The sequence below is a fragment of the Ectothiorhodospira variabilis genome, from assembly GCF_022227625.1.
GTDB classification, from domain to species: Bacteria; Pseudomonadota; Gammaproteobacteria; order Ectothiorhodospirales; family Ectothiorhodospiraceae; genus Ectothiorhodospira; species Ectothiorhodospira haloalkaliphila.
Window position 1 is genome coordinate 130705 of sequence record NZ_JAJNAO010000005.1, and the last position, 24592, is coordinate 155296.

General features: G+C 64.0%; 23 protein-coding genes. 16 read left to right on the forward strand and 7 right to left on the reverse strand.

Annotated elements, in window-relative coordinates:
- Positions 1–14 precede the first annotated feature (14 nt).
- Entirely contained in the window at positions 15–305 is a 291-nt protein-coding gene (groES, locus tag LPW30_RS07755; RefSeq protein WP_025281475.1) for a co-chaperone GroES, read from the reverse strand.
- 250 nt (positions 306–555) lie between these two features.
- On the opposite strand from groES, the gene LPW30_RS07760 reads away from it, so the two are divergent.
- The 14 genes from LPW30_RS07760 (at position 556) to fis (ending at position 12593) form a co-directional block, all read left to right on the forward strand.
- Positions 556–1095 carry an FxsA family protein gene (locus LPW30_RS07760; protein WP_025281476.1) on the forward strand — a complete coding sequence of 180 codons (540 nt, stop codon included), beginning with the start codon at positions 556–558 and terminating at the stop codon, positions 1093–1095.
- Between the two features lie 192 nt (positions 1096–1287).
- Entirely contained in the window at positions 1288–1869 is a 582-nt protein-coding gene (locus LPW30_RS07765; RefSeq protein WP_239680523.1) for a thioredoxin family protein, read from the forward strand.
- Between the two features lie 20 nt (positions 1870–1889).
- Complete coding sequence (locus tag LPW30_RS07770; RefSeq protein WP_239680524.1) at positions 1890–3194, forward strand: TolC family protein; 1305 nt, start codon at positions 1890–1892, stop codon at positions 3192–3194.
- Positions 3195–3305: 111 nt separating this feature from the next.
- Positions 3306–4172, forward strand: coding sequence for an efflux RND transporter periplasmic adaptor subunit (locus LPW30_RS07775; protein ID WP_239680525.1), 867 nt, complete (start codon positions 3306–3308; stop codon positions 4170–4172).
- A gap of 51 nt (positions 4173–4223) precedes the next feature.
- On the forward strand, positions 4224–4544 hold the full coding sequence (gene cutA, locus LPW30_RS07780) for a divalent-cation tolerance protein CutA (RefSeq protein ID WP_025281480.1): 321 nt from the start codon (positions 4224–4226) through the stop codon (positions 4542–4544).
- Positions 4541–6355, forward strand: a complete 1815-nt coding sequence (locus LPW30_RS07785) for a protein-disulfide reductase DsbD (RefSeq protein WP_239680526.1) — start codon at positions 4541–4543, stop codon at positions 6353–6355. Before cutA ends, LPW30_RS07785 begins: the two co-directional genes overlap by 4 nt.
- A gap of 77 nt (positions 6356–6432) precedes the next feature.
- Positions 6433–6981 carry a TlpA family protein disulfide reductase gene (locus LPW30_RS07790; protein WP_239680527.1) on the forward strand — a complete coding sequence of 183 codons (549 nt, stop codon included), beginning with the start codon at positions 6433–6435 and terminating at the stop codon, positions 6979–6981.
- Between the two features lie 267 nt (positions 6982–7248).
- Positions 7249–7692, forward strand: a complete 444-nt coding sequence (aroQ, locus tag LPW30_RS07795; RefSeq protein ID WP_239680528.1) for a type II 3-dehydroquinate dehydratase — start codon at positions 7249–7251, stop codon at positions 7690–7692.
- Positions 7693–7697: 5 nt separating this feature from the next.
- Positions 7698–8177, forward strand: a complete 480-nt coding sequence (accB, locus tag LPW30_RS07800; protein ID WP_239680529.1) for an acetyl-CoA carboxylase biotin carboxyl carrier protein — start codon at positions 7698–7700, stop codon at positions 8175–8177.
- A gap of 13 nt (positions 8178–8190) precedes the next feature.
- Positions 8191–9531: an acetyl-CoA carboxylase biotin carboxylase subunit gene (gene accC, locus LPW30_RS07805; RefSeq protein WP_025281485.1), complete on the forward strand. Its 1341-nt coding sequence runs from the start codon at positions 8191–8193 to the stop codon at positions 9529–9531.
- A 31-nt stretch (positions 9532–9562) separates the two neighbouring features.
- Positions 9563–10441 carry a 50S ribosomal protein L11 methyltransferase gene (gene prmA, locus LPW30_RS07810; RefSeq protein WP_239680530.1) on the forward strand — a complete coding sequence of 293 codons (879 nt, stop codon included), beginning with the start codon at positions 9563–9565 and terminating at the stop codon, positions 10439–10441.
- A 104-nt stretch (positions 10442–10545) separates the two neighbouring features.
- Positions 10546–11268 carry a DUF3426 domain-containing protein gene (locus tag LPW30_RS07815; RefSeq protein ID WP_239680531.1) on the forward strand — a complete coding sequence of 241 codons (723 nt, stop codon included), beginning with the start codon at positions 10546–10548 and terminating at the stop codon, positions 11266–11268.
- A gap of 81 nt (positions 11269–11349) precedes the next feature.
- A complete protein-coding gene (dusB, locus tag LPW30_RS07820) occupies positions 11350–12336 on the forward strand; it encodes a tRNA dihydrouridine synthase DusB (RefSeq protein WP_239680532.1) in 987 nt (328 codons plus the stop codon).
- Positions 12333–12593, forward strand: a complete 261-nt coding sequence (fis, locus tag LPW30_RS07825) for a DNA-binding transcriptional regulator Fis (protein ID WP_239680533.1) — start codon at positions 12333–12335, stop codon at positions 12591–12593. Before dusB ends, fis begins: the two co-directional genes overlap by 4 nt.
- 42 nt (positions 12594–12635) lie before the next feature.
- On the opposite strand, the gene parS is transcribed toward fis, so the two are convergent.
- From parS to rfbB, 6 genes are all read right to left on the reverse strand, one after another.
- Positions 12636–13040: a type II RES/Xre toxin-antitoxin system antitoxin gene (gene parS, locus LPW30_RS07830; RefSeq protein ID WP_238624395.1), complete on the reverse strand. Its 405-nt coding sequence runs from the start codon at positions 13038–13040 to the stop codon at positions 12636–12638.
- A gap of 47 nt (positions 13041–13087) precedes the next feature.
- The gene (prsT, locus tag LPW30_RS07835) at positions 13088–15886 is read right to left on the reverse strand and encodes an XrtA/PEP-CTERM system TPR-repeat protein PrsT (protein ID WP_239680534.1); all 2799 of its coding nucleotides are present in this window, start codon (positions 15884–15886) and stop codon (positions 13088–13090) included.
- Positions 15887–16151: 265 nt separating this feature from the next.
- Entirely contained in the window at positions 16152–17030 is an 879-nt protein-coding gene (gene rfbD / locus LPW30_RS07840; protein ID WP_239680535.1) for a dTDP-4-dehydrorhamnose reductase, read from the reverse strand.
- Positions 17027–17572 (reverse strand): dTDP-4-dehydrorhamnose 3,5-epimerase, encoded by a 546-nt coding sequence (gene rfbC, locus LPW30_RS07845; RefSeq protein WP_239680536.1) that lies wholly within the window; start codon positions 17570–17572, stop codon positions 17027–17029. The genes rfbD and rfbC overlap by 4 nt, the downstream gene beginning before the upstream one ends.
- Positions 17572–18486 carry a glucose-1-phosphate thymidylyltransferase RfbA gene (gene rfbA, locus LPW30_RS07850; protein ID WP_239680537.1) on the reverse strand — a complete coding sequence of 305 codons (915 nt, stop codon included), beginning with the start codon at positions 18484–18486 and terminating at the stop codon, positions 17572–17574. Before rfbA ends, rfbC begins: the two co-directional genes overlap by 1 nt.
- Positions 18487–18542: 56 nt before the next feature.
- The gene (gene rfbB, locus LPW30_RS07855; RefSeq protein ID WP_239680538.1) at positions 18543–19595 is read right to left on the reverse strand and encodes a dTDP-glucose 4,6-dehydratase; all 1053 of its coding nucleotides are present in this window, start codon (positions 19593–19595) and stop codon (positions 18543–18545) included.
- Positions 19596–19812: 217 nt separating this feature from the next.
- On the opposite strand from rfbB, the gene LPW30_RS07860 reads away from it, so the two are divergent.
- Positions 19813–20859 (forward strand): efflux RND transporter periplasmic adaptor subunit, encoded by a 1047-nt coding sequence (locus LPW30_RS07860; protein WP_239680539.1) that lies wholly within the window; start codon positions 19813–19815, stop codon positions 20857–20859.
- A 12-nt stretch (positions 20860–20871) separates the two neighbouring features.
- Entirely contained in the window at positions 20872–24402 is a 3531-nt protein-coding gene (locus LPW30_RS07865) for an efflux RND transporter permease subunit (RefSeq protein WP_239680540.1), read from the forward strand.
- The last annotated feature ends 190 nt before the right edge of the window (positions 24403–24592 follow it).

Below are 24592 nucleotides of genomic sequence, written 5' to 3' on the forward strand. Positions count from 1 at the left end.
GCGGGCTGACCGGATCAGCCTTCGACGACGGCCATCACGTCTTCCTCGCGCATGACGAGGAGATCCTGACCGTCCACCTTCACCTCGGTGCCGGAGTACTTGCCGAAGATGACCTTGTCACCCACTTTAAGGTCCAGGGCACGGACGTCGCCGTTCTCGAGGATCTTGCCATTGCCAACGGCCATCACTTCGCCGCGGATCGGCTTCTCGGCAGCACTGTCGGGGATCACGATCCCACCGGGGCTGGTGCGCTCTTCTTCCATGCGCTTGATAATCACCCGGTCATGCAACGGACGGATATTCATGGGCCTTGACTCCTCAGATAAATCGATTGGACGGGTTTTTGTGTCTGTCCCGGGGGCCTGTTAGCACTCCCCCTCGGTGAGTGCCAATGATAGTAACGCGCCTTGGGATGTCAAGGGGGGAACAATCGACAAACTGCTGCAGGGGACGGATTTCAACCGGTCCTCGTTGACCGGGAGCCCGGAGTCCGCAGTTTACGCGCCCGTCGCGGCGCTGTTATAAACGATCCAAACCCAACGGAAACCCCACGTCATGCCTGTCTTTCCGATTCTCCTCGTCCTCTTTTTCACCATCCCGCTGGTGGAGATCTACGTCCTGATCCAGGTGGGCGGCATCATCGGCGTCTGGCCCACGGTGGGTCTGGTGGTGCTCACCGCGGTGGTCGGCGCCGCCCTGCTCCGCCGCCAAGGCCTGGCTACCCTCACCCGGGTGCAGCAGAGCATGGACCGGGGGCAACTCCCCGCCACCGAACTGGTGGAAGGCTTCTTCCTCGTCATCGGCGGCGCCCTGCTGCTCACCCCGGGGTTTGTCACCGACGTGGTGGGCTTCGCCTGCCTGCTCCCGGGCAGTCGCCGGGTGATGGCGAATTACCTGATCAACCGGGGCGTATTCATGGCCCAGACTCATGCCCAAAACGTGTATACGGAGTACCGAGGTCAGGGACCGCGCCCCGGGGCCGGACCGGGTGGCGACCCGCGCCGGCCGGGGGGCGGGCAGACCATCGAAGGCGAGTGGGAGCGCGAGGAGGAGAACAGGCCGGAGGTGGAACCGCCACGCAAGGATCAGAAATAGCCCCCAACCTGACCCGCTCCCGTGGGAGCCGCCCTCGGCGGCGAAAAACGGCGTGCACAGCCCCCAGCCAGGCGCCACCCCCGTTCGCGGGCAGGCCCGCTCCCACGGGGGGGGGATGCCAAAAACTTCTTTCCATATCTCCCATGGATATATTAAATTGACATTCACGGATCGAACCGCAGGAGATATGTCATGCGCACCCGCCCCCCCAGAACGGACCGCCCCAGCCTGCCCCTGATCATCAGCCTGCTGCTGACGCTGGCCCTCGTGGCACCCCTGGCCGGCCAGGCCGTGGCCGATGAGCGCGATCCCTACGAGCACTTCTTCCGCACCACCTTCGGCGACTTCCAGGAGGAACTGGAACTGGCCCGGGACGAGGGCAAAAAGGCCATCCTCATCTTCTTCGAGATGGACGCCTGCCCCTTCTGTCATCGCATGAAGGACAACATCCTCAACCAGCGCCAGGTGCAGGAGTACTTCAACGCCCACTTCGCCAGCTTTTCCGTGGATGTGGAGGGCGCCATCGAGATCACTGACTTCGAGGGCAACACCACCACCGAACAGGCCTGGGCCTTCGAGGAACACGGCGTGCGGGCCACCCCGGTGTTCCAGTTCTTCAACCTGGACGGCGAACCCATCGCCCGATTGACCGGCCCCACCTCCAGCGTGGAGGAATTCATCTGGCTGGGCGAATACGTGGAGGGCGGTCACTATGAGGATCTGCCCTTCAGCAGCTATCGGCGTGAACGCCAGCAGGAGGCCCGGGGCGGCTGAGCCGTAACCGGACTCGCCCCATGCCATCTCGACGCCTGATACGGGCCCTGGGTCCGCTGGTCTGTCTCGGGCTGTTGCTGCCCGCGCAGGCCCCCATCCGGGCCAATGAACTGCCCCGCCCCCTCACCCTGGAGGACGCGCTGACGCACGCCAGCCCGACCCATCCCAGCCTGACCCGAAGCCAGGCCCGCCAACGTCTAGCCGAGGCGGACCGGGACCTGGCCGAGAGTCGCAATGACCTGGAAATCGGGCTACGCCTGAATCCTCGCTGGATCGAACCCAACGATCTTGCCCCCATCGACCGCCACGACGACTCCCGCGCCCTGCTCCAGGCCCGCAAGACGCTTTACGACTTCGGTCGCAGCCATCATCAGCAGGCCGCGGCGGAAACCACCCTGAGGGGCCAGACCCTGGCACTCACCCACACCCGGGCCCAGCGCCGCCTGGAGATCATGCGCGGCTATTTCCAGGTGTTGCTGGCCGATCTCACCTATGCCCGGGACAACGAAGCCATGGCCGTGGAGTTCGTGGAGCTCAATCGCCTGCGTGAGCGCCATGGCCTGGAACAGATCTCGGAAATTGACCTGATGGCCCGGGAGAACAGCTATCAGGCCGCCCGCATGCAGCGCCTTGAGAGCCTGCAACGCACCCGTGCCATGCGCCAGCAACTGGCCTTGATCCTGGGCCACCCGGGCGACGTGCCCGACCGCCTGCGCTCACCACGCCTGCCCGGCAATGACCGGGACCTGCCGGATCTCGAAGCCCTATGGCAAACCGCCGAGCAGAATAATCCCCGGCTGCGCGCATTGCGCCTGGAGGTGGAAGCCGCAGGTCAGCGCATCGCCGCCCAGCGGGCCCAGGGCCGCCCCACCCTGCAGGCCGAGGCGGAAGCCGGCTGGTGGAACCGTGAATTCGGTGGGGATCGCAACCCACTGGCCCTGGGTCTGGTGCTGGACGTCCCCCTGTATTCAGGCGGCCGCGTGGACGCCGCCACCGCCCGGGAACAGGCCGGGCGCCTGGAGGCCCAGGCCCATCTGGCCGAAGCGGAATACGCCCTGCGCCAGGACATACTGGAAACCTGGCAACGCATCCAGCAACTGACCACCCGACGCGAACAGGCCCAGGTACATGCCGACTACCGGGACCTGTATCTGGACCGCAGCCGCAGCCTCTACGAGATGGAAGTGGCCACCGACCTGGGCGACGCCATGACCCGTCAATCCGAGGCCCTGCTGCTCACCGCCGAAACCGAATTCCTGCTGGCCCTGGCCTGGGAACGCCTGGCCCTCCTCACCGGCCAGCCCGACTTCAGCCCCCTTGGCTAGCAGAAACAACAAGAGAGAAGGGAAGAAAAAGGGAAGAGGACAGGCACCTCTTTTGGCACCTCTTTTCGGGCACCTCTTTTCGACCTTTTATCGGGACCGGAGACATTGAAGATGAGCAAAAAGGGGACAGACACCTTTCCGAGGCCACAACCGGGCAGACGCCCTCTCGGCCTTTGCCTTTACCGTCTTCGCGAACACCTGTCCGCCCGCTTCTTGCTGATCTGGATCGCCGTATTGCTGGTGCCGGCGACCAGCCTGGCCGAAGAAGGGTTCGCCGACGAGACGCCGGCACGGCTGGACTGGTCGATGCGGATGGAGGTGGGCAGCCCGGTCTCGGGTGTCGTGACGCGGGTGAAGGTTCAGCCCGGTGATCGGGTGGGCGAGGGGGATGTGCTGGTGAGCCTGGATGACCGCGCCCCAAAGGCTGAACTGGCGCGTGCCCGGGCCCAGGAACAGCGGCTCAAGCTGGCTCGCGAGGAGGCGGAGCGGGAATATGAGCGCACGCGCGAAATGTACGACCGCGCCCTCATCTCCAGCCGTGAACTGGCCCTGGCAGAGATCGACCAATCCATGGCGCGAGCGGCCCACCAGGGCGCCCGGGCAGAACTCACCCAGGCGCGGCTGGGCCTTGAATACAGCCAGGTGAAAGCTCCCATGGAGGCCCTGGTGGTGGCCCAGCATGTGCACCCGGGCCAGGTGGTGCAAAACACCCTGCAGGTGCAGCCCCTGCTCACCCTGGCCGTCGTGCAACCCATGGTGGCGATACTGGAGGTTTCCAGCCGCCGGGCCGCCGAACTGGAACCGGGCACCCAGGTGCGCGTGCGGGTGGAGGATCAGGAATTTCAGGGCCGCGTGCAGCGGGTGGGGCTCGAGGCCCTGGAGAGTGATGCGGGGAGCTTTCAGGCATGGGTGGCCTTTGATCCGCCCGAGGATCATCGCTTGCGTGCCGGCATGTCGGCCTGGGTGGTGCTGCCCTGAGGCAGCCCTTACACTCAAGCCTCATCCTCAGTTGCACCCCCTGGAGCGACCATGCACGAACCCCTGTTGATCATCACCACACTGGACGACGACGCCCGCGCCCGGGAGATCGGCGGACTTCTGGTGGAAAAGCGCCTGGCGGCCTGCGTCACCGTACTGCCCGGCTCCACGTCCATCTACGAGTGGGAAGGCGAGATTCAGGAAGACTCGGAATACGTGCTCCTGATCAAATCCCGGGCGGAGTGCTACGAGGCCCTGGAGGAAGCCCTGCTGGATGAGCACCCCTATGAACTTCCCGAGATTATCGCGGTTCCAATCACCCACGGACTTGAAGGCTACCTGGACTGGATAGAGGAAACCACGGACCCATGACTGATTCGCTGAAACGGCTATTGCTCGCCCTCTTCCTGCTCCTGCTGGTGCCCTCGGGAACGGCGCTGGCGCTGATGGGGGATGACCTGCTGCCACCGGAGGAGGCCTTTGCCTTCGAGGCCTACATGGCCGACGAGGACACGGTGGTGGCGCAGTGGACCATCGCCGATGGCTATTACATGTACGGCGAGCAGTTCCGTTTCGAATCGCAGACGGACGGTATCGAACTGGGGGATCCCCGCCGCCCGGCGGGCACCATCAAGGAAGACGAGTTCTTCGGCCAGGTGGAAACCTACCGGGACAGCATCCGCATCCAGATCCCCATCACCCGCGCCGATGACGCCCCCGGCTCATTGGATCTGAGAGCCCGCTCCCAGGGCTGCGCCGATATCGGCGTGTGCTACCCACCCCTGTTTCAGACCGCCTCCCTGGACTTGAGCGACATCCGTGGCGTGATTGAAGACGAGGCCACCGCGCCCACCGACACCTCGCCTGCCGCGCCGATCTCGGAGCAGGACCGCATCGCCGGGCAACTGGCGGACGGGCGCATCTGGCTGGTGGCCCTGGTCTTCTTCGGCTTCGGCCTGCTGCTCACGTTCACGCCCTGCGTGTTCCCCATGATCCCCATCCTGTCCAACATCATCCTGGGGCAGAAGAACCTCACCACCCGCAAGGCCTTCTTCATCTCTCTGGTGTTCGTGCTGGCCATGGCCCTCACCTATACCGTTGCGGGGGTGCTGGCCGGACTGGCCGGAGCGAACCTGCAGGCGGCCTTCCAGAACCCCTGGATCATCGGCGGCTTCGTGGCGGTGTTCATCGCCCTGGCGATGTCCATGTTCGGATTTTATGAGCTGCAGGTGCCGGCCTCCATCCAGACGAAGCTCTCCGCCGTCTCCAACCGCCAGCAGGGGGGCACCCTGATGGGGGCGGGGGTCATGGGCTTTCTCTCGGCGCTGATCGTCGGCCCCTGCGTGACCGCCCCGCTGGTGGGGGCACTGCTGTATATCAGCCAGACCGGTGATGCCTTCCTGGGTGGCTTGGCCCTGTTCAGCCTGAGCATGGGCATGGGGCTGCCGCTGCTGATCCTGGGCACCTCGGCCGGCAAGATCCTGCCCCGGGCCGGGGCCTGGATGGACACGGTCAAGGCCGTGTTCGGCGTGCTGCTGCTGGCCATGGGCATCTGGCTGCTGGAGCGGGTGGTGCCCGCCCAGGTGACCATGTTGTTGTGGTCGGCGCTGCTCATCGTCTCCGCCGTGTACATGGGTGCCCTCACCGCCCTGCCCGACGCCGCCAGCGGCTGGCGGGCCCTGTGGAAGGGCCTGGGTCTGGTGATCCTGGTCTACGGCGTGATCCTGATGATCGGCGCCGCGTCCGGGGGCAAGGATGTGTTCCGCCCCCTCAGTGGCCTGGCCATGGGCGGTGCCGCCAGCGAACAGGCCAGCCTCTCGTTCCAGCCGGTGGACAGCATGGCGGATCTTGAGCGCGAACTGGAACGGGCCCGCGAATCGGGTCAGCCGGTGATGCTGGACTTCTACGCCGACTGGTGCGTGGACTGCGTTCGCCTGGAGCGCACCACCTTCCGCAACCCGGACGTGGTGGCCGCCCTCTCCGGCACCCGCCTGCTCAAGGCGGACGTGACCGCCAACACCTCGGATCATCGCGAGTTGATGCGACACTTCGAGCTGTTCGGGCCGCCGGCGATGATCTTCTTCGATGCCGAAGGGGAAGAGCGGCGGGATTTCCGGATGATGGGATACAAGGCGGCCGGGCCGTTTCTGGAGCACGTGAACCGGGCGTTTGGGCGGGGGTAACGCTGGCAACGGGCGCGCCCTCACCCCCTCCCATAAACCTCTTGCCCCTTTCTGAATCACAAACAACCTGAGACATCATGACCCCAAGACACCTTCTATCCCCCTTCCTTGCCCTCGCCCTGATGACCGGCGGCCTCACCTTCACGGCCGCCTCCTTGGCCCCCACCACCGCGCACGCCGACAGCAACCTCACCGGTGCCGGCATGCAGGGTCAGCAGCGGCCGGACTTCACCCTGCACGACCTGGAAGGTGAGCCGCGCCACATCAGCGAATGGGACGAGCGCGTGGTGTTGTTGAACTTCTGGGCCACCTGGTGCCCACCGTGCGTCAGGGAGATGCCCCTGTTCGTGGACATGCAGGAGGAATATGAGGAACAGGGCCTGACCATCGTCGCTGTGGCCATCGACGAACATCAGGCGGTGAGCGACTTTCTGGACACCTACGGCGTCAACTTCCCCGTGCTCATCGGCGAGGACGATGCCATGGACGTGGCCAGCGAGTATGGCAACCGCTTCGGCAGCCTGCCCTACAGCGTGCTGCTCGACCGGGATGGCAAGGTGCGGTATATCCATGCGGGCGAGTTGAAGCGGGATACCCTGGAGCGGGAGATGAAGCCGCTGTTGTGAGCCCCGTGCCGTGACTGCCCTCACCCCAACCCCTCTCCCGCAATCGGGAGAGGGGCTCACGCCCCACCCCAATCTCGTCACAAATTCCGCAGAAATTGCCCCAAACTCCGGGCAAAATCAGTGTTCCCTTATTTAACGGCTGGACACCCCCCCGCCCTTGAGGCACAATCCTGGGCACCTTTGGGGGGTGTCCTTTCTCTGCGCATCGCTGCGGTTTCATCCCGCAAAGGTCGGGTATTTCCCACTTTCAAGCGTGCGTGAATCCACATGGCCAAGTTCCTGCTGCTGAACGGTCCCAACCTGAACCTCCTGGGCACTCGCGAGCCGGGCGTTTATGGCGCGCAGACGCTGGACGACATCGTCCACTCCCTGCAGCAACAGGCACACCAGTCGGGCCATACCCTGGAGGCCTTCCAGTCCAACGCCGAGCACGCCCTCATCGATCGCATCCATGAGGCGCGCACCCAGGGCGTGGACTGCATCCTGATCAACCCGGGGGCCTTCACGCACACCAGCATCGCCCTGCGCGACGCCCTGCTGGGCGTGGCCATCCCTTTCATTGAAGTGCATCTATCCAACACCTTCGCCCGCGAGGCCTTTCGCCACCATTCCTACCTGTCGGACGTGGCGGCCGGCGTGATCATCGGCCTGGGGCCGCAGGGATACGCGCTGGCGCTGCAGGCGGCCATCCAACAGACAACCCGAAGCTGAGCACCATGGATATCAGAAAGATCAAGAAACTCATCGAACTACTGGAAGAATCGGGCATCAACGAGATCGAGATCCAGGAGGGAGAGGAATCCGTGCGCATCACCCGGGCCGCCCCGAACAGTGGCCAGGCGTTCATGATGCCGCAGAACTTCATGATTCCCGGCGGCGCCCAGCAACCGGCGGCGCCCGCGGCCCCGCCCGCCCCGGCAGCGGCAACCGCAGAGAGTGACAGCGGCCCCCGCCTGCCCTCCGGCCATCAGGTGCTCGCCCCCATGGTGGGCACCTTCTACCGGGCGCCCACGCCAGGCGCCAAATCCTTCGTCGAGGTGGGTCAGCAGGTGGAGGAGGGCGACACCCTCTGCATCATCGAAGCCATGAAGATGCTCAACCAGATCGAGGCGGACAAGGCCGGCGTCATCAAGGCCGTGCTGGTGGAAAACGGCCAGCCGGTGGAATACGGCGAGCCCATGTTCATCATCGACTGAGGGGCAGCCACGCATGTTCGACAAGATACTGATTGCCAATCGGGGCGAGATCGCCCTGCGCATCCTGCGCGCCTGTCGCGAGATGGGCATCAAGACCGTGGCGGTGCACTCCGAGGCCGATCGTGACCTCAAGCATGTGCGCCTGGCGGACGAGTCCGTGTGCATCGGCCCGGCCCGCTCCGGGGAGAGCTACCTGAACATCCCGGCCATCATCAGTGCCGCCGAGGTGACCGATGCCGAGGCCATCCACCCCGGCTACGGCTTTCTCTCGGAGAACGCCGATTTTGCCGAGCGAGTGGAGTCCAGCGGCTTTGTCTTCATCGGCCCCCGGGCCGACACCATCCGCCTGATGGGCGACAAGGTGTCCGCCAAGGACGCCATGCTCAAAGCGGGTGTGCCCTGTGTGCCGGGCTCCGGCGGCGCCCTGGGGGACGACGCCGAAGCCAACCTGGAACTGGCCCGCAAGATCGGCTACCCGGTGATCATCAAGGCGGCCGGCGGCGGCGGTGGGCGCGGCATGCGCGTGGTACATTCCGACGGCGCCCTGATCAATGCCATCTCCCTGACCCGCAGCGAGGCCGCTTCTGCCTTCAACAACCCCGTGGTGTACATGGAGAAATACCTGGAAAAACCTCGCCATGTGGAGTTCCAGGTGATCGCCGACGAACACGGCAACGCCATCAGCCTGGGCGAGCGGGACTGTTCCATGCAGCGCCGCCACCAGAAGGTGATCGAGGAGGCCCCGGCCCCCGGCATCACCGACGAGGAGCGCCAGCGCATCGGCGAACGCTGCGCCGAGGCCTGCCGGACCATCGGTTACCGGGGCGCCGGCACCTTCGAGTTCCTGTACGAGGATGGCGAGTTCTTCTTCATCGAGATGAACACCCGCGTGCAGGTGGAGCACCCGGTCACGGAGATGGTCACCGGCCTGGACATCGTCCGCGAACAGATCATGGTGGCCGCGGGACACCCCCTGAGCATCAGCCAGGAGGAAGTGCAGATCCGCGGCCATTCCATCGAATGCCGCATCAACGCCGAGGATCCGGCCACCTTCATGCCCTCCCCCGGCACCATCACCCAGTATCATGCCCCCGGCGGCCCCGGGGTGCGGGTGGACACCCATATCTACAACGGCTACAAGGTGCCACCGTATTACGACTCCATGATCGGCAAGCTGGTCACCTTTGGCGCCACCCGTGACATCGCCATCGCTCGCATGCGCGGGGCCTTGTCGGAGATCGTGGTGGAGGGCATCAAGACCAACATCCCCTTGCACCGGGATCTGCTGGCCGATGTGTCCTTCCAGAATGGCGGCACGGACATCCATTACCTGGAGAAGAAGCTCAAGCTTTGAGCTCCATTCACGCAGTGCACGAGACCGACCGATGATCCAGATCACCCTCCCCGCCACGGCGGAACAGACTGAAGCCGTCGAGGATGCCCTGCTGGGCCATGGGGCGGTCTCGGTGATGCTCCGCGACGCCGGGGATGTGCCCCTGCTGGAGCCGCTGCCCGGTGAGGAACCCCTGTGGCCGGACCTGCTGGTGACCGGGCTGTTTCAGCCCGAGACCGATCTGAATGAAATCACCCGCATCCTGGCGGCGGAACTGAACATGGACGCCTCGCGCATCCACCATGAGGTGCTGCCGGATCGTGACTGGGTGCGGGCCTGCATGGATGACTTTCATCCCATCCGCTTTGGCCAGCGCCTGTGGATCGTGCCCACCTGGCACGACACCCCGGATGCCGACGCCGTGAACATCCGCCTGGACCCGGGCCTGGCCTTTGGCACCGGCACCCACCCCACCACGGCCATGTGCCTGCGCTGGCTGGATGCCCACCCGCCCAAGGACCGGGAGGTGCTGGACTATGGCTGCGGCTCCGGCATCCTGGCCATTGGCGCCCTGAAACTGGGGGCGGCCAGCACCTGGGCCGTGGACATCGACCCCCAGGCCATGACGGCCACCCGGGAGAATGCCCAGCGCAACGAGATCCCGGACGAGAAACTGATCACCGGCCTGCCGGACATCCTCCCCGAAGATGCCCGCTTTGACCTGACCCTGGCCAACATCCTGGCCAGCCCGCTGATGACCCTGGCCCCGGCCCTGGGTGGTCGCACCCGCCCCGGCGGCCAGATCATCCTGGCCGGCCTGCTGGACCGCCAGGCCAATGATCTGATGTCATGCTACGAACGCTGGTTCGAGATGCGTATCGCCGACCAGCAGGACGGCTGGACCCTCCTGGAGGGCACCCGTCGGCAATAACAGGATCCATCTGTAGGAGCGGCCCAGGCCCGCGAAACAATCCCCCCGGAATACAACCGCCCCTCGTGGGAGCGGCCCTGGCCGCGAACAAGGCGCCCCGGACCATGACCGACGACACCAACACTCCGGAAGACCCGCCCCGCCCCCGGCGTCGCGCCCTCAACCCCAACGCCTTTGGCGTGCAACGCTACGACGACACCCACCGCCCCGGACAACCGCGCCCGGCGGTGCCCCTCGGCCAGACCAGCAGCCCTTTCGAAGACGTCTTCCCCCCCGTATCCAACGAGCTGGATTCGACCACGGACCCTGGCATTCCTCATGCCCTGCGCGAGGATCTGGAACGCTCGGGCACCCGGAGACGCAGCACCGCCCGCACCCTGGCCTGGGGCAGCGCCTGCCTGATGCTGATCCTGCTGCTGGGCGCCCAGGTGGCCTATCAGGAGCGCTATCAACTCCTGACCATGGAACCCCTGGAGCCCTGGGTGCGCGCCGCCTGCACCCCGCTCGACTGCCAGCTACCGGACCGCCGCGACCTGGCCGCCCTGCGCATCGCCCAGCGCCAGGTGGCCAGCCACCCGGGCCAGCCCGACGCCCTCATGGTGACGGCCCTCATCGAGAATCGCGCCGGATTCGCCCAGCCCCACCCGGTGGTGGAACTCACCTTCATGGACGTGATGGGCCGCCCCCTGGCCGCCCGTCGCTTCCAGCCACTGGACTATCTGCCCGGCCCGACTCCCCCCATTCCGGCAGGCCAGAGCGCCGAACTCCGGCTTGAATTGAAAGACCCGGGGGGTGACGCCGTGGCCTTTGAGTTCCGATTCCTCTGAGTCAAGCTTTAACCGCTGCAGCGCCGTGGGTATCATGGGCGGTCCGTCGCACGCCCGTGCTTCCCAAGGCCCCCTGGACTCATGCAGATCGGACCCCACACCCTGGACACCCCGCTGATCCTGGCCCCCATGGCCGGCATCACCGACCGACCGTTCCGTCAACTCTGCCGACGCCTGGGCGCCGGCCTGGCCGTCTCGGAGATGGTGCATTCGGATACCCGGCTGTGGACCACCGACAAGTCCCGCCTGCGTCTGGATCAACGCGGTGAGCAAGGCCCGCGCAGTGTGCAGATTGCTGGCTACGACCCCACCATGATGGCCCGGGCCACCGAGGGTGCCATCGAGCGCGGCGCCCAGATCATCGACATCAACATGGGCTGTCCTGCAAAGAAGGTGGTCAACCGCGCCGCTGGAGCGGCCCTGCTGGGAGATGAGGACCGGGTGCGGCAAATCCTGGCAGCCGTGGTAGGCGCCTCGTCCGTGCCGGTCACCCTGAAGATCCGTCTGGGCATCGACCGGGATCATCTCAACGCCCCAGTGATCGCCCGCATCGCCGAGGACAGCGGCATCCAGGCCCTGGCCGTGCACGGCCGCACCGGCGCCTGCCGCTACAGCGACCCGGTGGATTACGCCGGGATTGCCCAGGTAAAGCAGACCGTGCAGATCCCCGTGATCGCCAATGGCAACATCCGCAGCCCTGAAGAAGCACTTCACGCGCGTGAAGTCACCGGTGCCGACGCCCTGATGATCGGCCGCGGCGCCCAGGGCCGGCCCTGGATCTTCCAGCGCATCGCCCACACCCTGGCCACCGGGGAGATCCCGCCCGAACCGGGGCTGCGGGAGGTTCGGGCGATCATGAACGAACATCTGGATGCCCTGTACGAATTCTATGGGGAGTCGGTGGGCGTGCGCGTGGCAAGAAAGCACATCGGCTGGTACCTGGCCGACCGCCCCGGCGCGGCGCAGGTGCGCCCCCACATCCTGCGAGCCCCCACCCGCGCTGCCCAGCGTGAGTTACTGGACGCCTATTTTCAGGCGCTTTGCCAAGGCGAGGACATGGCGGCATGAACCAGCCCATCGTGGACAGGACCCAGGAAAGCGAAACCCTGGCCGTGGCCGTGGAACAGGCCCTGACGGAATACTTCGCCAAGCTCGACGGCCACGAACCGGACAACCTCTACCGGATGGTGATCGAGGAAGTGGAGCGCCCCCTGCTGGAATGCGTACTCCGCCACTGCGACGGCAACCAGAGCCGCGCCGCTCAGTATCTGGGGCTGAACCGGGGGACTTTGAGGAAGAAATTGCGGCAGTATGAGTTGGGGTGACAACTCCAACCAGCCTGGGACCTCGCCAGCGCGGTGCGAAAATCAGCCAAACACCCCGTTTTGAATCCTCCCAATCAGGTCCTCCACATCTCGCGCGCCAATTTCGGTAGTAGCCCGCACCATGGGGGCTTCGCCCCCCAGAACCTCTCTAGGCATACGCAGCCAAACTGTCGCAGCCTCATCGTCGCCATGCATCATACCCGACGCCAGATCCTTGATTCGTGCCAACCGTATCACCCTTTCAGACTCATCCGCCGTAAGTCTCTCATTCTGTCTGAGCCGTCGATTCAGCGTGGTCCGCGGAATACGCAACGCCACTGAGATTTCTGCCTGGGTCACCCCATAGGCTGCTTCCAGAAGCCTGATCACTGAAGCGGGAAGGCCATAGCGCACGACCGCCAAGAGCGCATCATGGTCTTCCGCGCCGACACCGGTGACGATCTCCACCAGCCTTCCTTTGCCAGTGGCGATCGGTCGCGTTACACCTCGCTGCTTCATGACTCCAGTCGACTCAACAACTCTTCTGCCTCCTGACGCTCGGAGAACTCCCCGGCCTCGGCCAGCAATTCGCGCAAGACCGATGCAGCCTCGTCCGAACGGCCATTTCGCTCCAGAGCCACGGCGTAGTGATAGCTGATGGCGGCCTCATCGGGTGCGGCCTCGCGGGCCTCGCGGATCAACTCCAGGGCACGGGACCGGTCACCGTGATCCAGCATGGCCATGCCCAGGGTGTCCTTGATACTCGGGTTGTCCGGCAAGATTTCGTGCGCCCGCTGCGCCAGATCCAGTGAACGCTCGTCCCCCTGGCGCTGATAGATATAGGAGAGGTTGTTGAGCACGATGGGATTCTCGGGGAACTGCTCCACCAGGATCTCGTAGTCCTCCCGGGCCGCCGAGAGGTCGCCGGCACCCAGCACCGTGGTCGCCAGCATCATGCGTGACTGGTGATCCTGAGGGAAATCCTCCAGGTGCGCCCGCATCTGCTGGCGGGCCCCGGCATCATCGCCGGCGCGACGCTTGACCTCGAAGCGCTTCATGGCCACCTCGCTGGACACCTGCGCCTCGTAGGAAGACTCATAGGCGCGAGCCGCCTCGGCATAATCCCCCCGTGCCGCCCGGATATCCCCTTCCATGAGATACCCCACGGCCCGGGTGGCATCCAGGTTCTGCATGCGCTGCGCCAGGCGCATGGCCTGATCCTCACGCCCCTCCTGGCGCTCGAGACGAGCCAGCGTAAGCAGCCCACCGGCATGGTTCTCGTCCCGCTCCAGCACCCGCTCCAGGGAACGACGGGCTTCGCCCAGACGCTCCGCCTGCCCCTGAGCCACGGCCAGGCGGAAATGCACCTCCGGCGAATCCGGCCGCAACTCGGCCAAGCGACGCAAGGTCGTGATGCCCTGGTCAAGCCGGCCGGCCGAGACCTGGGCCATGGACAACACCTCCAGCACGGCGGCGTTGTCCCCATGCAGCTCGCCAACCCCTTCCAGCACTGTCAGCGCCGCCTCCGGCTCACCCGTTTGCAGACGATAGCGGGCCAGCACGATGCGCGGCTCAAGGGTATCCGGCCCGGCCTCCACGGCCCGCTGCAGGTACTGCCCGGCCTCGGCGGCTTCACCCTGCTCCACCTCGAACTCGGCCATGAGCATCAGCAGGCGCACATTCTCCGGGTTGGCCTGAAGGCCGGACTCCAGCACCTCACGGGCCTCATCCACGCCCTCCATGCGCAGTTTCAGCATGGCCAGGTTACGGGTGGCCGTCACGTTACCCGGATCCAGCCGACGGGCCTCCTCAAAGGCCGCCACCCCATCTTCGGTGCGGCCCAGGCCGAACAGGGCTATGGCCCTCAGGTTCTGAATGGAAGGCGCGTCGGGATTTTTTTCAGCGAAGTCGTCGGCCTTGCTCAGCGCCTGATCGAACTGTCGCTCTTCGAGCATGCGCACCACACCCGCCAGTTCAAGGCCTTCAGCTTCGGGGGCCATTTCGCTGATGGCCTCCAACTCCCGAAGGCCACCCACCCGATCACCCCCCTGCATGAGGGCTCGGGCCAGATTCATCCGGGCCTGCAAGGAGTCGGGATCCAGATCCACCCGCTGACGCATCAAATCGATACTGGCCTGGGTATCCCCCCGAGAAGCATGCACGCCTGCCATCAACTCCAGCGCCACCCGGTCCGCCTCATCCTCGGCCAGCACACGCTGGAGCAGGGCTTCGGCATCGTCCACCTGGCCACTTTGCATGCGCACGGCGGCCAGCAGGCGATTGCCTGCCGACGATTCCGGGTTGCCACGCACGTAGCGGGACAGGTGGGTATCGGCCTGCTGGGTGTTGCCCAGGGCAAAATGACTGGCGCCGGCGAAGAAGCGGGCCGGCAGATAATCCGGATTGCGGCGCAGCGTTTCCTCCAGGGAGCTCACCGCCGCCCGGTGATCCTGGTCATGGAAGCTGAGCAGACCGCTGATATACGAGGTGGCAGGCAGTTCCGGGCCCAGTTCCCGGAGGGCTTTCAAATCGTCCCGGGCGTCATCGAAGGATTGCTGGGCCACACGAGTGAGGGCCCGATTGAAATGGCCCATGTAGGGGTTGGGCGCCGACTCGATCACCCGGGTATAGGCCTCGGCGGCCTCGTCCAGATTGCCCTCGCTGCGGTGAATGTCACCGGAGAGCGACCAGGCCGGCGCATGCCGCGGATCCTCCGCCAGGGCCTCGGCCAGCAGCGCCTTGGCCCGATCGATATCCCCCTGCAGGGCCCGCACCTGGGCGAGGGTCGTCAGGGAAGGTGCGTGGGCCGGATCCAGTTCCAGCCCCGCTTCCAGTTCCGCGACTGCCGCCTCCGGATCATTCACCCCCAGATGGGCACGGGCCAGCAGCAGGTGAAATTCCAGTGGATCTTCAAATTCGTTGGCCTCATGGGCCTGCAATTGCGCCCGCACGGTCTGGAATTCCCCCTGCATCAGGCGCGCCCGGGCCATGTAGATGACCGATTCGGGGTCATCCCAGCCCAGGGAGTGTGCCCGGCGAAACTCCGACAGCGCCGCTGCCGGCTCACCGATTTCCAGGTGAACCCGCCCCAGTTCCCAGCGGGCATCGATATGATCGGGGTTTTCCTGCAGCAGATTGCGATATTCAATGATGCTGGCACGCACCTCGCCGGTGGCCAGATAATCCCGGGCGCGCTCAAGGCGCTCCTCTTCCGTGTAGCTGGTCTGCCCACAACCAGCCAAAAAGACCGTTCCCGAGACCAGCAACCCTGCGATCGCCAGTCTTACATATTTGGTGAGATGCTTCTGTTCCATGGTGACACCCTCAAGTGTTGCTCAATCGACCGACGGGCCTTCCTGGCCCTCTGACATGCTCTCGTTGGATTCCTCGACCGAAGAGGGTGCATGGGCAAAAGAACCACACAGGCCGCACCCCGCATCGTGTGAGGAAGTTCTCATCCTGTGATACGTGAGCATACGCCTTGAGGGGCGTGTGAGGAACACCGTTGAGGAGGCGGCCGAACCGTGGAATGGCTGGGGGGAAGCACACCACGGGGGACACACACCATATTCCAGACATTCAATGATCACGCAACATGCCCCGAAGCCCCACACGCCAATGCTCTGGAACCAGACCACGCTCCCTATGGATGCGGGATTTTTCCAGAAGCGAGCACATGGGCCTTCGCGCGGGCGTGGGATACGCCGATGTCGCAATGGGGATAAGGGGGATCCGCCGGGAAAGCAGCCCCATTCCCAAAGACTCTTCCTGAATTGCCACGGCAAAGTCATACCAACTGGCAACGCCTGCATCAGTCCAATGATAGATTCCTCTGGCTGGCGGAGAACCCGAATCCGTGACCAAAGACCATAACGTCTGAGCCAGCCCGCGCGCCCAGGTGGGGGTACCCAACTGATCGACGACAACCCTCAGTTCATCTCTCTCGGCCATCAACCGCAGCATGGTCTTGACGAAATTGTAGCCGTAACGGGAATACACCCAGGCCGTCCGAACGATCACGCCATCTTCAAGCACAGCCAGTACACGCCGTTCCCCCTCCAGCTTGGTGCGCCCGTAGACATTGATTGGAGAAGGAGGGTCACCCACGGCATGATGCCGGGGATCTTCCCCGCTGAACACGTAGTCGGTGGACACCTGGATCAATCGCGCCCCCACCTTGCCTGCCGCCTCGGCAAGCCACCCCGGCGCCTCAGCATTGATCGTCCAGGCCAGATCAGGCTCCGATTCGGCACGATCCACCGCAGTATAAGCGGCCGCATTGATGATCCAGTCGGGCGACTCTCCCTGCACCCTGTCCATCACGGCTCGGTGGTCCGCGATATCCAGATCCTGCCGACTGCACGCCACCACCTCAACCGTCGCGGGGGCATGGTGGAGCAACTCACGGCCCAGTTGCCCGCCAGCACCAGTGACAAGGACACGAACACTTTGACTCACGGGAACACCTCGGCCTCGCGAAAGAGCGCCCCGGCCCGATCCTTGTCGGACAGATTGACGGCATCCACGGCCGGCCAGTCGATCCCGAGGTCCGGATCGTCAAACCGGATGCAACGCTCCTCCTCTGGGGCGTAAAAGTCGGTGGTCTTGTACAAGAAATCCGCGCTCTCCGACAGCACCAGAAAACCGTGGGCAAAGCCTTCCGGGACCCAGAGCTGCCGCTTGTTGTCACCCGACAATTCAACGCCGAACCATTGGCCAAAGGTGGACGAGGATCGCCGCAGATCCACGGCCACATCGAAGACGACACCATGGGCCACCCTCACCAGCTTGCCCTGCGGACAACCCAGCTGATAGTGCAATCCACGCAATACGCCGCGGCGGGACCGGGAATGGTTGTCCTGGACAAACTCTGGCCGGCGGCCCGTGGCCCTCTCGAAAGCCCGCGCGTTATAGCTCTCGAAGAAAAACCCTCGATCATCGCCGAACACCCGCGGTTCAAGCACGTAAAGATCCGAAATCGGCGTGGGTATGACCTCCATCAAAACACCCTCTCGTGGGCAATGCGATGCAGGTAATCCGCGTAGCTGCTCTTGCCCAAGCGTTCGGCCTGGGCCTTCAGCTGGTCCAGATCGATATATCCCCGGCGAAAGGCAATCTCCTCGGGACAGGCCACCTTGAGGCCTTGCCGCTTCTCCAGCGTTTCCACAAAGGTGGACGCCTCCAGCAGGGATTCGTGAGTGCCCGTATCCAACCAGGCCAGGCCGCGGCCGAAGATCTCCACCGACAGGGCACCGGCCTCCATGTAACGACAATTGAGATCGGTGATCTCGAGTTCCCCCCGCGCCGAGGGTGTCAGCGCCCGGGCATGTGACACCACCTGCTCATCATAAAAATACAGGCCGGTCACCGCATAACGGCTCTTGGGCCTGGCCGGCTTTTCCTCGATGCTGAGCACCTTTCCGACCTCGTCAAACTCCAGTACCCCGTAGCGCTCCGGGTCGCGCACCGGATAGGCAAAGACGGTGGCACCCGTTTCCCGACTCGCGGCACGACGCAACTGTGCACTGAGATCCTGCCCATAGAACACGTTGTCACCCAGAATAAGCGCACATGGCCGCCCGGCCAGAAAGGTTTCTCCGATGAGAAAGGCCTGAGCGATGCCCTCAGGCCTGGGTTGCACCGCATAGGAGATTTCCAGCCCCCATTGGCCGCCGTCGCCCAGCAACTGCTCGAAGCGGGGCGTGTCCTGCGGCGTGGAAATGATCAGGATTTCCCGAATGCCCGAGAGCATCAGCACACTCAGCGGGTAGTAGATCATGGGCTTGTCGTAAATGGGCAGAAGCTGCTTCGACACAGCCTGAGTGACCGGATACAGACGGGTGCCCGAACCACCGGCCAGTATGATGCCCCGCCGTGCCCCGCCGGTGGTTCCTTCGTGATGTTGCGCCGCCATGCCTTGCCTCCGTCATCAATGAATGTGTTCCTGCATACCCGCTTGCCACGCCGGGCCTACTGTCCACCCAGCCTCTCCAGGCGATAGGCTCCGGACAGCACCCGTTCCCACCAGGGTCGGTTTTCCAGATACCAGTCCACTGTTCGCGACAGCCCCGTTTCGAAGGTTTCTCGTGGCGTCCAGCCCAGTTCACTCTGGATCTTGCCGGCATCAATGGCATAGCGGCGATCATGCCCCGGCCGATCCTGAACAAACTGGATCAACGACCGGTGCGGCCTTGCCGGCGCATCGGGCAGTCGATCGTCCAGAAGGTCGCACAGCGCAGTGACCACTTCCAGGTTGCTGCGCTCATTGTGCCCGCCGATATTGTAGGTCTCTCCCACCCTTCCATTGAATAGAACCACCAGCAGCGCTTCCACGTGATCCTGCACGTATAGCCAATCCCGAACATTGGCCCCGTCGCCATAGACCGGCAGTGGCTGGCCCGCCAGGGCATTGAGGATCATGTGCGGAATGAGCTTTTCCGGGAACTGGTAAGGGCCATAGTTGTTGGAGCAATTGGAAGTCACTACAGGAAGCCCGTACGTGTGATGCCAGGCCCTTACCAGATGATCGGAGGCCGCCTTGCTGGCGGAATAGGGAGAGTTGGGCTGGTAGGGCGTGTCCTCGGTGAAAAAGCCCTCGGGTCCCAGGCTGCCATAGACCTCATCGGTGGATACATGATGGAACCGGAAAGCAGACCGTGCCGGGGCGTCCAGGTCACCCCAGTAGCGGCGGGCCACCTCCAGCAAAACCTGCGTCCCAACCACGTTCGTTTGTACGAAGGCCGCTGGACCCTCGATGGAACGGTCCACGTGGGACTCGGCCGCCAGGTGCATCACCCGATCCGGTCGGTGCTTAGAGAAGACCCGCTGGACCTGGTCCACATCGCAGATATCCACGGGTTCGAAGAAATATCGTGGGTCCTTGGCCACCGCCACCACCGAATCCGGGTTGCCCGCATAGGTCAGGCAATCCAGATTGACCACGGTATGCGGTGTTTTTTGGATCAAGTGGCGCACCACGGCGGAACCAATGAAACCCGCGCCCCCTGTGATCAGCAGGGTCATGGGGGACTCGGCGTGAAGGCTATCTGTTTTCGACAATGTCGGGTCACTCTGAAGTATGTGCTGAGCAGCGGCAGAACGATGCGCCACGCCACTCCCACGAACATAATGCCACTGAACACCCGCAGCAAGGATGCAAGACCAACACCCGTGCGCGAACCGGATGATGGTGTATCATCCAGGGCAATTCCAAAGATCTCGCCAGATCGCGAGGGGCGCCATGCGGACAGGTCAATACGCCGGGTTCAGGCTGCGGATATCAGGCTCTCTGGTGCTGTTGCTGTGCCTGCTGGCCCTGCCCCAAGCAGCCTTCGGGGCCGATCCACGACCGGTGACCATCCGAACACTGGAAGCGGTGGGCTTTCACCCAGTGCGCAGCGCACCAGCTACCACCATCAGCCTGAACGACACCCGCGTGAGTGCCGAAATCCATGGAGTCGTGCAGGAGATGCCGGTACGCGTCGGGGACGAAGTCGAGTCCGGGACGTTACTGGCGCGACTGGACTGCGACGAGCATGCGCTGGATCTGCAACAGGCCAGAGCCATGACGCAGGCGGCGCGGGCCGACGCTGAATTCGCTCAGTTTCAGCTTGAGCGGGCTCAGGAACTGGCTCGCCGTCAGGCAGTATCCGCCGAGGTGCTCAACGAACGACAGGCTCAGGCCTCGCGCACCCGCGCCGAGGTTTTACGTCTGGAGGCCGCGAGTCGCGCTACCCAGCGACGCGTCAATCATTGCCAGATCCGGGCCCCGTTCGATGCGGTTATTACCGAACGACTGGCCAGCACGGGTGAACTGGTTCAGGCAGGCACCCCCATCGCCCGGATTCTCGACGCCCGGGACCTGGAGGTGAGCGGCGACATTCAGCAACGGGACCTACCCGCCCTTGAAGCCGCTGGATCCATCCGTTTTGTGGCAGCCAGTAAGCATTACCCGGTGGAGTTGCGTGCCATCTCTCCCATGGTTGATCAACGATTGCGCAGCGTGGATGTGCGCTTCGTGTTCACCGAAGAGGCCGCCCGCCCCGGCCAGGTGGGGCGGATCGAATGGGTGTCGGATCGGCGCCATGCCCCGGCCGATCTGCTGGTGCGTCGGGATGACATGTTGGGCGTGTTCGTGGAAGAGGAGGACCGGGCGCGATTCATCTCGACCCCCGGCGTACGAGAAGGGCAACCGCCGCCCCTGGATCTCCCTGATGAAGCAAGACTCATCTACGATGGACGCTTTGGCCTGCGCGATGGCGACCCCGTGCGCATCATCGAGCGCTGACCGGGGGCCTGCATGTATCGCCGCTTCCTGGAAAACCACTTTCTGGCCAACGCAATATTTCTCGCCATCCTGATCATTGGCGTCGTCTCGTATTTTCAGTTGCCCAGACAGCAGGACCCGACCGTCAACCTCAACTGGGTAAACATTCAGACCATCATGCCCGGAGCCTCCGCCGCGGATGTGGAGCGGCAGGTCACTGATGTTCTGGAGGAAGCGGTAGAGCGTGTCCCCGATATCCGCTTCATTTCCAGCATCAGCCAGCGGGACGTGTCGCTCATCATGTTGCGCTTGGAAGACATGAGCGAGCGTGAGGTGGATGAGCGCATCAACGATCTTCATCGTGAAATCCAGAATGTGGAGGGTGATCTGCCCGACGAGGCACGCCGACCCACGATCACCACCGTCAGCAGTGCCAATGCCTACCCCACCACCATGATCGCAGTGGTTGGGCTGGATGATGATGAGAATCTGCGCTTTCAGGCGCAGCGCATCCAGCAGGACCTGGAGAGACTGCCCGGCACTGATCGGGTTGAACCTGTGGGACTTAGGGACCCTGAACTTCAGGTGCTGTTTGATCCGGACGAACTGGTGGGCCTGGGGCTGACCCCATCTGTGCTGGCGCAGACCGTCAGCACCTACTTCCGTGACCTGGCGGCGGGCACGGTGGGCCTGGGAGATCAGGAGTGGCTGGTGCGTCTGCAAGGCACGGAAAATGACCCTGAATATCTGGCCGACATACCCCTGCTCTCGGCACATGGGGAAATCCCCCTGCGCAGCGTTGCCGAGGTGGTACGTGGACGGGAAGACGCCGATGACCTGGCCCGTTACCTGGGCGGCCCCGCCGTCCTGCTGCCGGTCTTCAAGCAGGACGATGCCAATGAACTGGAATTCCTCGACCGGATTCGCGATTACCTGACCGATTACAATGAACGCGCCAGCCCCATCACCGGCGTTCAGATGGTGTTACTGGACGACCAGACCTTGGTCACCCGTCAAGCTATCGGCACCATGCAGCGCAATGCGGCCATCGGCCTGCTACTGGTACTCATCACCACTTGGCTGCTCCTGGGCTCACGCATCGCCTTTGCCACCTGTTTCAGCCTGGTGTTCGTCATTGCCGGCACCTTCCTGTTTCTCGGGCTGATCGGACAGACGCTCAATGTGATCGTCCTGCTCGGCCTGATGATCGTGCTAGGCATGCTGGTGGATGACACCGTGGTGGTAGCCGAGGCGATTCACCGGCGGTTGCAAGAGGGCATGTCCGCCATGGACGCGGCCATGGACGCACTGCGCGAGGTGGCCGCTCCGGTCACCGCCGCGGTCCTCACCACCATCGCAGCCTTCCTGCCCCTGATGCTCGTACCCGGCGTGCTGGGCGAGTTCATGAAGGTTGCCCCCATCGTGGTCGCTGTGGCTTTGGTGCTCAGCCTGGTGGAAGCCTTCTGGATCCTGCCCAGCCATATTGCCGCCTCCCGCCCCCAAGCGGATCGATTCTCCCGCTCCGGTCGCCTGCGATCCAGGCTGGTCCGAAGGGCGCGGGTGCGCTATGGACGAGTGCTGACCAAGGCCCTACGGCGCCCCAAGACGACGTTGAGCCTGTTCACCGGCCTGCTGGTCCTAGCGCTCGCGTTCGTGGCCCTGGGGCTAATCCGGACCGAATTCTTCGCCACAGATTCAGCCCGACTGTTCTTCGTGAATGTGGAAATGCCCGCGGGCACACCGCTGGAGAAAAGTCTGTCCACCACCCTGGCAGTAGAATCAGCCATCGCCGACGAATTCCGGGAGGGCGAACTGCGTTCCAAGGCCAGCTATGCAGGCATTCAGTTCACCAACGCGGAGAGCCTGTTCGGCGCCGCCAAGGGTCAGATCCAGGTGAGCCTGCATCCGCAAACCCGGACGGGCCGGGATGTGGACGACATCATTGAAGCCGTCCGCGAAGCCGCAGCGCGGGTGCCAGGCCCGGAGTCCATCTGGATGGAACGCCGCATCGCCGGCGCCCCTCCTATGGGACGCCCGGTCAGTGTGAAGGTAAGAGGCAACGATCTGCAGGACATTCGCGTGGCAGCGGACCGTGTCATGGGCATCCTCCGGGATATTCGCGGCACCTATGATGTGGTGGACGACGCCTATGCCGGCGGCATGGAATTGTCCGTTCGTCTCAACCCGGATGCCATCCTGCGCGCTGGCCTGGATCCGGGCCATGTCATACGGGATCTGCGACTCCTCACGGATGGCGAAGTGGTCGCATCCATGCGGGATCGTGGCGAACGCATTGGTGTGCGCGTGCGCGCCCAGGTGGAGGCGGTGGAAGACATCGACCGTTTCCTGGACACACCCATCAGCGTGCCCGACGGGCGCCCGATCCTATTGGGGCAACTGGTGGATCATGAAATCATCCGGGCCGAAGGTAACATCCGCCACTTCAACCTGAGACGCGCCATCACAGTGGAATCCGAACTGGACGAATCCTTGACAGATGCCGCCAGCGTACATCGCGCCATCCAGCGGGAATGGAATGCCCGTTACGCCAGCCTGCATCCCAACATCGATCTGGATTTCACCGGCGATTTTGACGACATCGTTGAGAGCATCGAGGCACTGATGTGGCTCTTCCTGTTGGGCCTGATGCTGGTGTATCTCATCCTGGGCACCCAGTTCCGCAGTTACACGCAGCCTCTGATCGTGCTGACCGTGGTCCCCATGGCCCTTACGGGGGTACTGATCGGATTGCTGATCAGCCAGCAACCGTTGAGCGTGTACACCCTCTACGGAGTCGTCGCCCTGGCGGGCATCGCCGTGAACGACGCCATTGTCCTCATCTCTGCCGCCAATGACCGACTGCGTGGCGGAATGCCCCTGATGCATGCAGTCCTCTATGCCGCCCGGAGACGTTTCATCCCCATCATCATCACCTCGGTGACCACCATCGCGGGCCTGTTCTCACTGGCGGTGGGGCTGGGCGGCCAATCCCTCATGTGGGGGCCACTGGCCAGCGCCATCGTTTGGGGCCTGCTGGTCTCCACCGTGCTGACCTTGTTCGTAATCCCCATCATGTACAGCCTGATTGTTCGACCCGCCCCCCCTCAGGCGGCCACCGCCCTGCCGCTTCCGCAAGCGCTTGACGACAACGGTGGTTCGCCCTTTAGAGGTCTGCTGAGGATGATCAGCCAGGGTGCCCTGAGTGGCCGTCCCACGCAGAGTGTGGATGACCGACTGGCCACCATCGTCAACTATCCTGCCCTGCGCAAGCTATACAACGAGGGCCAGCGCGCTCTCGCGGAGGCAAAATACGAATCGGCTATCCGTCTATTCGAGACCGGAGCCCGTGAGGCCCCACAGAGTCCGGTGTTCCACCTGTGTGCCGCTCAGGCCCTGGGCCTGTTCATGCAAAAATCCTACGGGGCGGACCTGGGCTATCTGGCAAGGATGCGGCGTTATCTGAGCGCCGCGCGGCGGCTTACACCTGATGATCCGCGACTGCCCTTGCTGGAGCAGATGGCCAGCGAGTTGGAAGCGGTGGCGCAAGACCCCACGCACACATGACCCAAGGTGGCGTGTACACCCCTTTTGAAGCACCATCACACACTTGAAAACTTGAATCCCTGGCCGACATGCCCAGCATGAAATCCGCCCTGGGAGCAATTCCCGCAAGGGATACTGTGGGTGGCGACCAACCTGCGTTCGTGCGTCAGTTTCCAGTGGTATCGGCCTGGTGAGGATGCAAATCTTGCGC

Bases quoted from the DNA above. Each gene is read 5' to 3' on its own strand.
- fis (WP_239680533.1), top strand. From the start codon at position 12,333: ATGAACCAGCCCATCGTGGACAGGACCCAGGAAAGCGAAACCCTGGCC.
- rfbB (WP_239680538.1), bottom strand. From the start codon at position 19,595: ATGACCCTGCTGATCACAGGGGGCGCGGGTTTCATTGGTTCCGCCGTG.
- accB (WP_239680529.1), top strand. From the start codon at position 7,698: ATGGATATCAGAAAGATCAAGAAACTCATCGAACTACTGGAAGAATCG.
- prsT (WP_239680534.1), bottom strand. From the start codon at position 15,886: ATGGAACAGAAGCATCTCACCAAATATGTAAGACTGGCGATCGCAGGG.
- LPW30_RS07815 (WP_239680531.1), top strand. From the start codon at position 10,546: ATGACCGACGACACCAACACTCCGGAAGACCCGCCCCGCCCCCGGCGT.
- LPW30_RS07785 (WP_239680526.1), top strand. From the start codon at position 4,541: ATGACTGATTCGCTGAAACGGCTATTGCTCGCCCTCTTCCTGCTCCTG.
- dusB (WP_239680532.1), top strand. From the start codon at position 11,350: ATGCAGATCGGACCCCACACCCTGGACACCCCGCTGATCCTGGCCCCC.
- LPW30_RS07865 (WP_239680540.1), top strand. From the start codon at position 20,872: ATGTATCGCCGCTTCCTGGAAAACCACTTTCTGGCCAACGCAATATTT.
- rfbA (WP_239680537.1), bottom strand. From the start codon at position 18,486: ATGGCGGCGCAACATCACGAAGGAACCACCGGCGGGGCACGGCGGGGC.
- LPW30_RS07775 (WP_239680525.1), top strand. From the start codon at position 3,306: ATGAGCAAAAAGGGGACAGACACCTTTCCGAGGCCACAACCGGGCAGA.
- LPW30_RS07770 (WP_239680524.1), top strand. From the start codon at position 1,890: ATGCCATCTCGACGCCTGATACGGGCCCTGGGTCCGCTGGTCTGTCTC.
- LPW30_RS07860 (WP_239680539.1), top strand. From the start codon at position 19,813: ATGCGGACAGGTCAATACGCCGGGTTCAGGCTGCGGATATCAGGCTCT.
- accC (WP_025281485.1), top strand. From the start codon at position 8,191: ATGTTCGACAAGATACTGATTGCCAATCGGGGCGAGATCGCCCTGCGC.
- rfbC (WP_239680536.1), bottom strand. From the start codon at position 17,572: ATGGAGGTCATACCCACGCCGATTTCGGATCTTTACGTGCTTGAACCG.
- LPW30_RS07765 (WP_239680523.1), top strand. From the start codon at position 1,288: ATGCGCACCCGCCCCCCCAGAACGGACCGCCCCAGCCTGCCCCTGATC.
- LPW30_RS07790 (WP_239680527.1), top strand. From the start codon at position 6,433: ATGACCCCAAGACACCTTCTATCCCCCTTCCTTGCCCTCGCCCTGATG.
- aroQ (WP_239680528.1), top strand. From the start codon at position 7,249: ATGGCCAAGTTCCTGCTGCTGAACGGTCCCAACCTGAACCTCCTGGGC.
- cutA (WP_025281480.1), top strand. From the start codon at position 4,224: ATGCACGAACCCCTGTTGATCATCACCACACTGGACGACGACGCCCGC.
- groES (WP_025281475.1), bottom strand. From the start codon at position 305: ATGAATATCCGTCCGTTGCATGACCGGGTGATTATCAAGCGCATGGAA.
- prmA (WP_239680530.1), top strand. From the start codon at position 9,563: ATGATCCAGATCACCCTCCCCGCCACGGCGGAACAGACTGAAGCCGTC.
- LPW30_RS07760 (WP_025281476.1), top strand. From the start codon at position 556: ATGCCTGTCTTTCCGATTCTCCTCGTCCTCTTTTTCACCATCCCGCTG.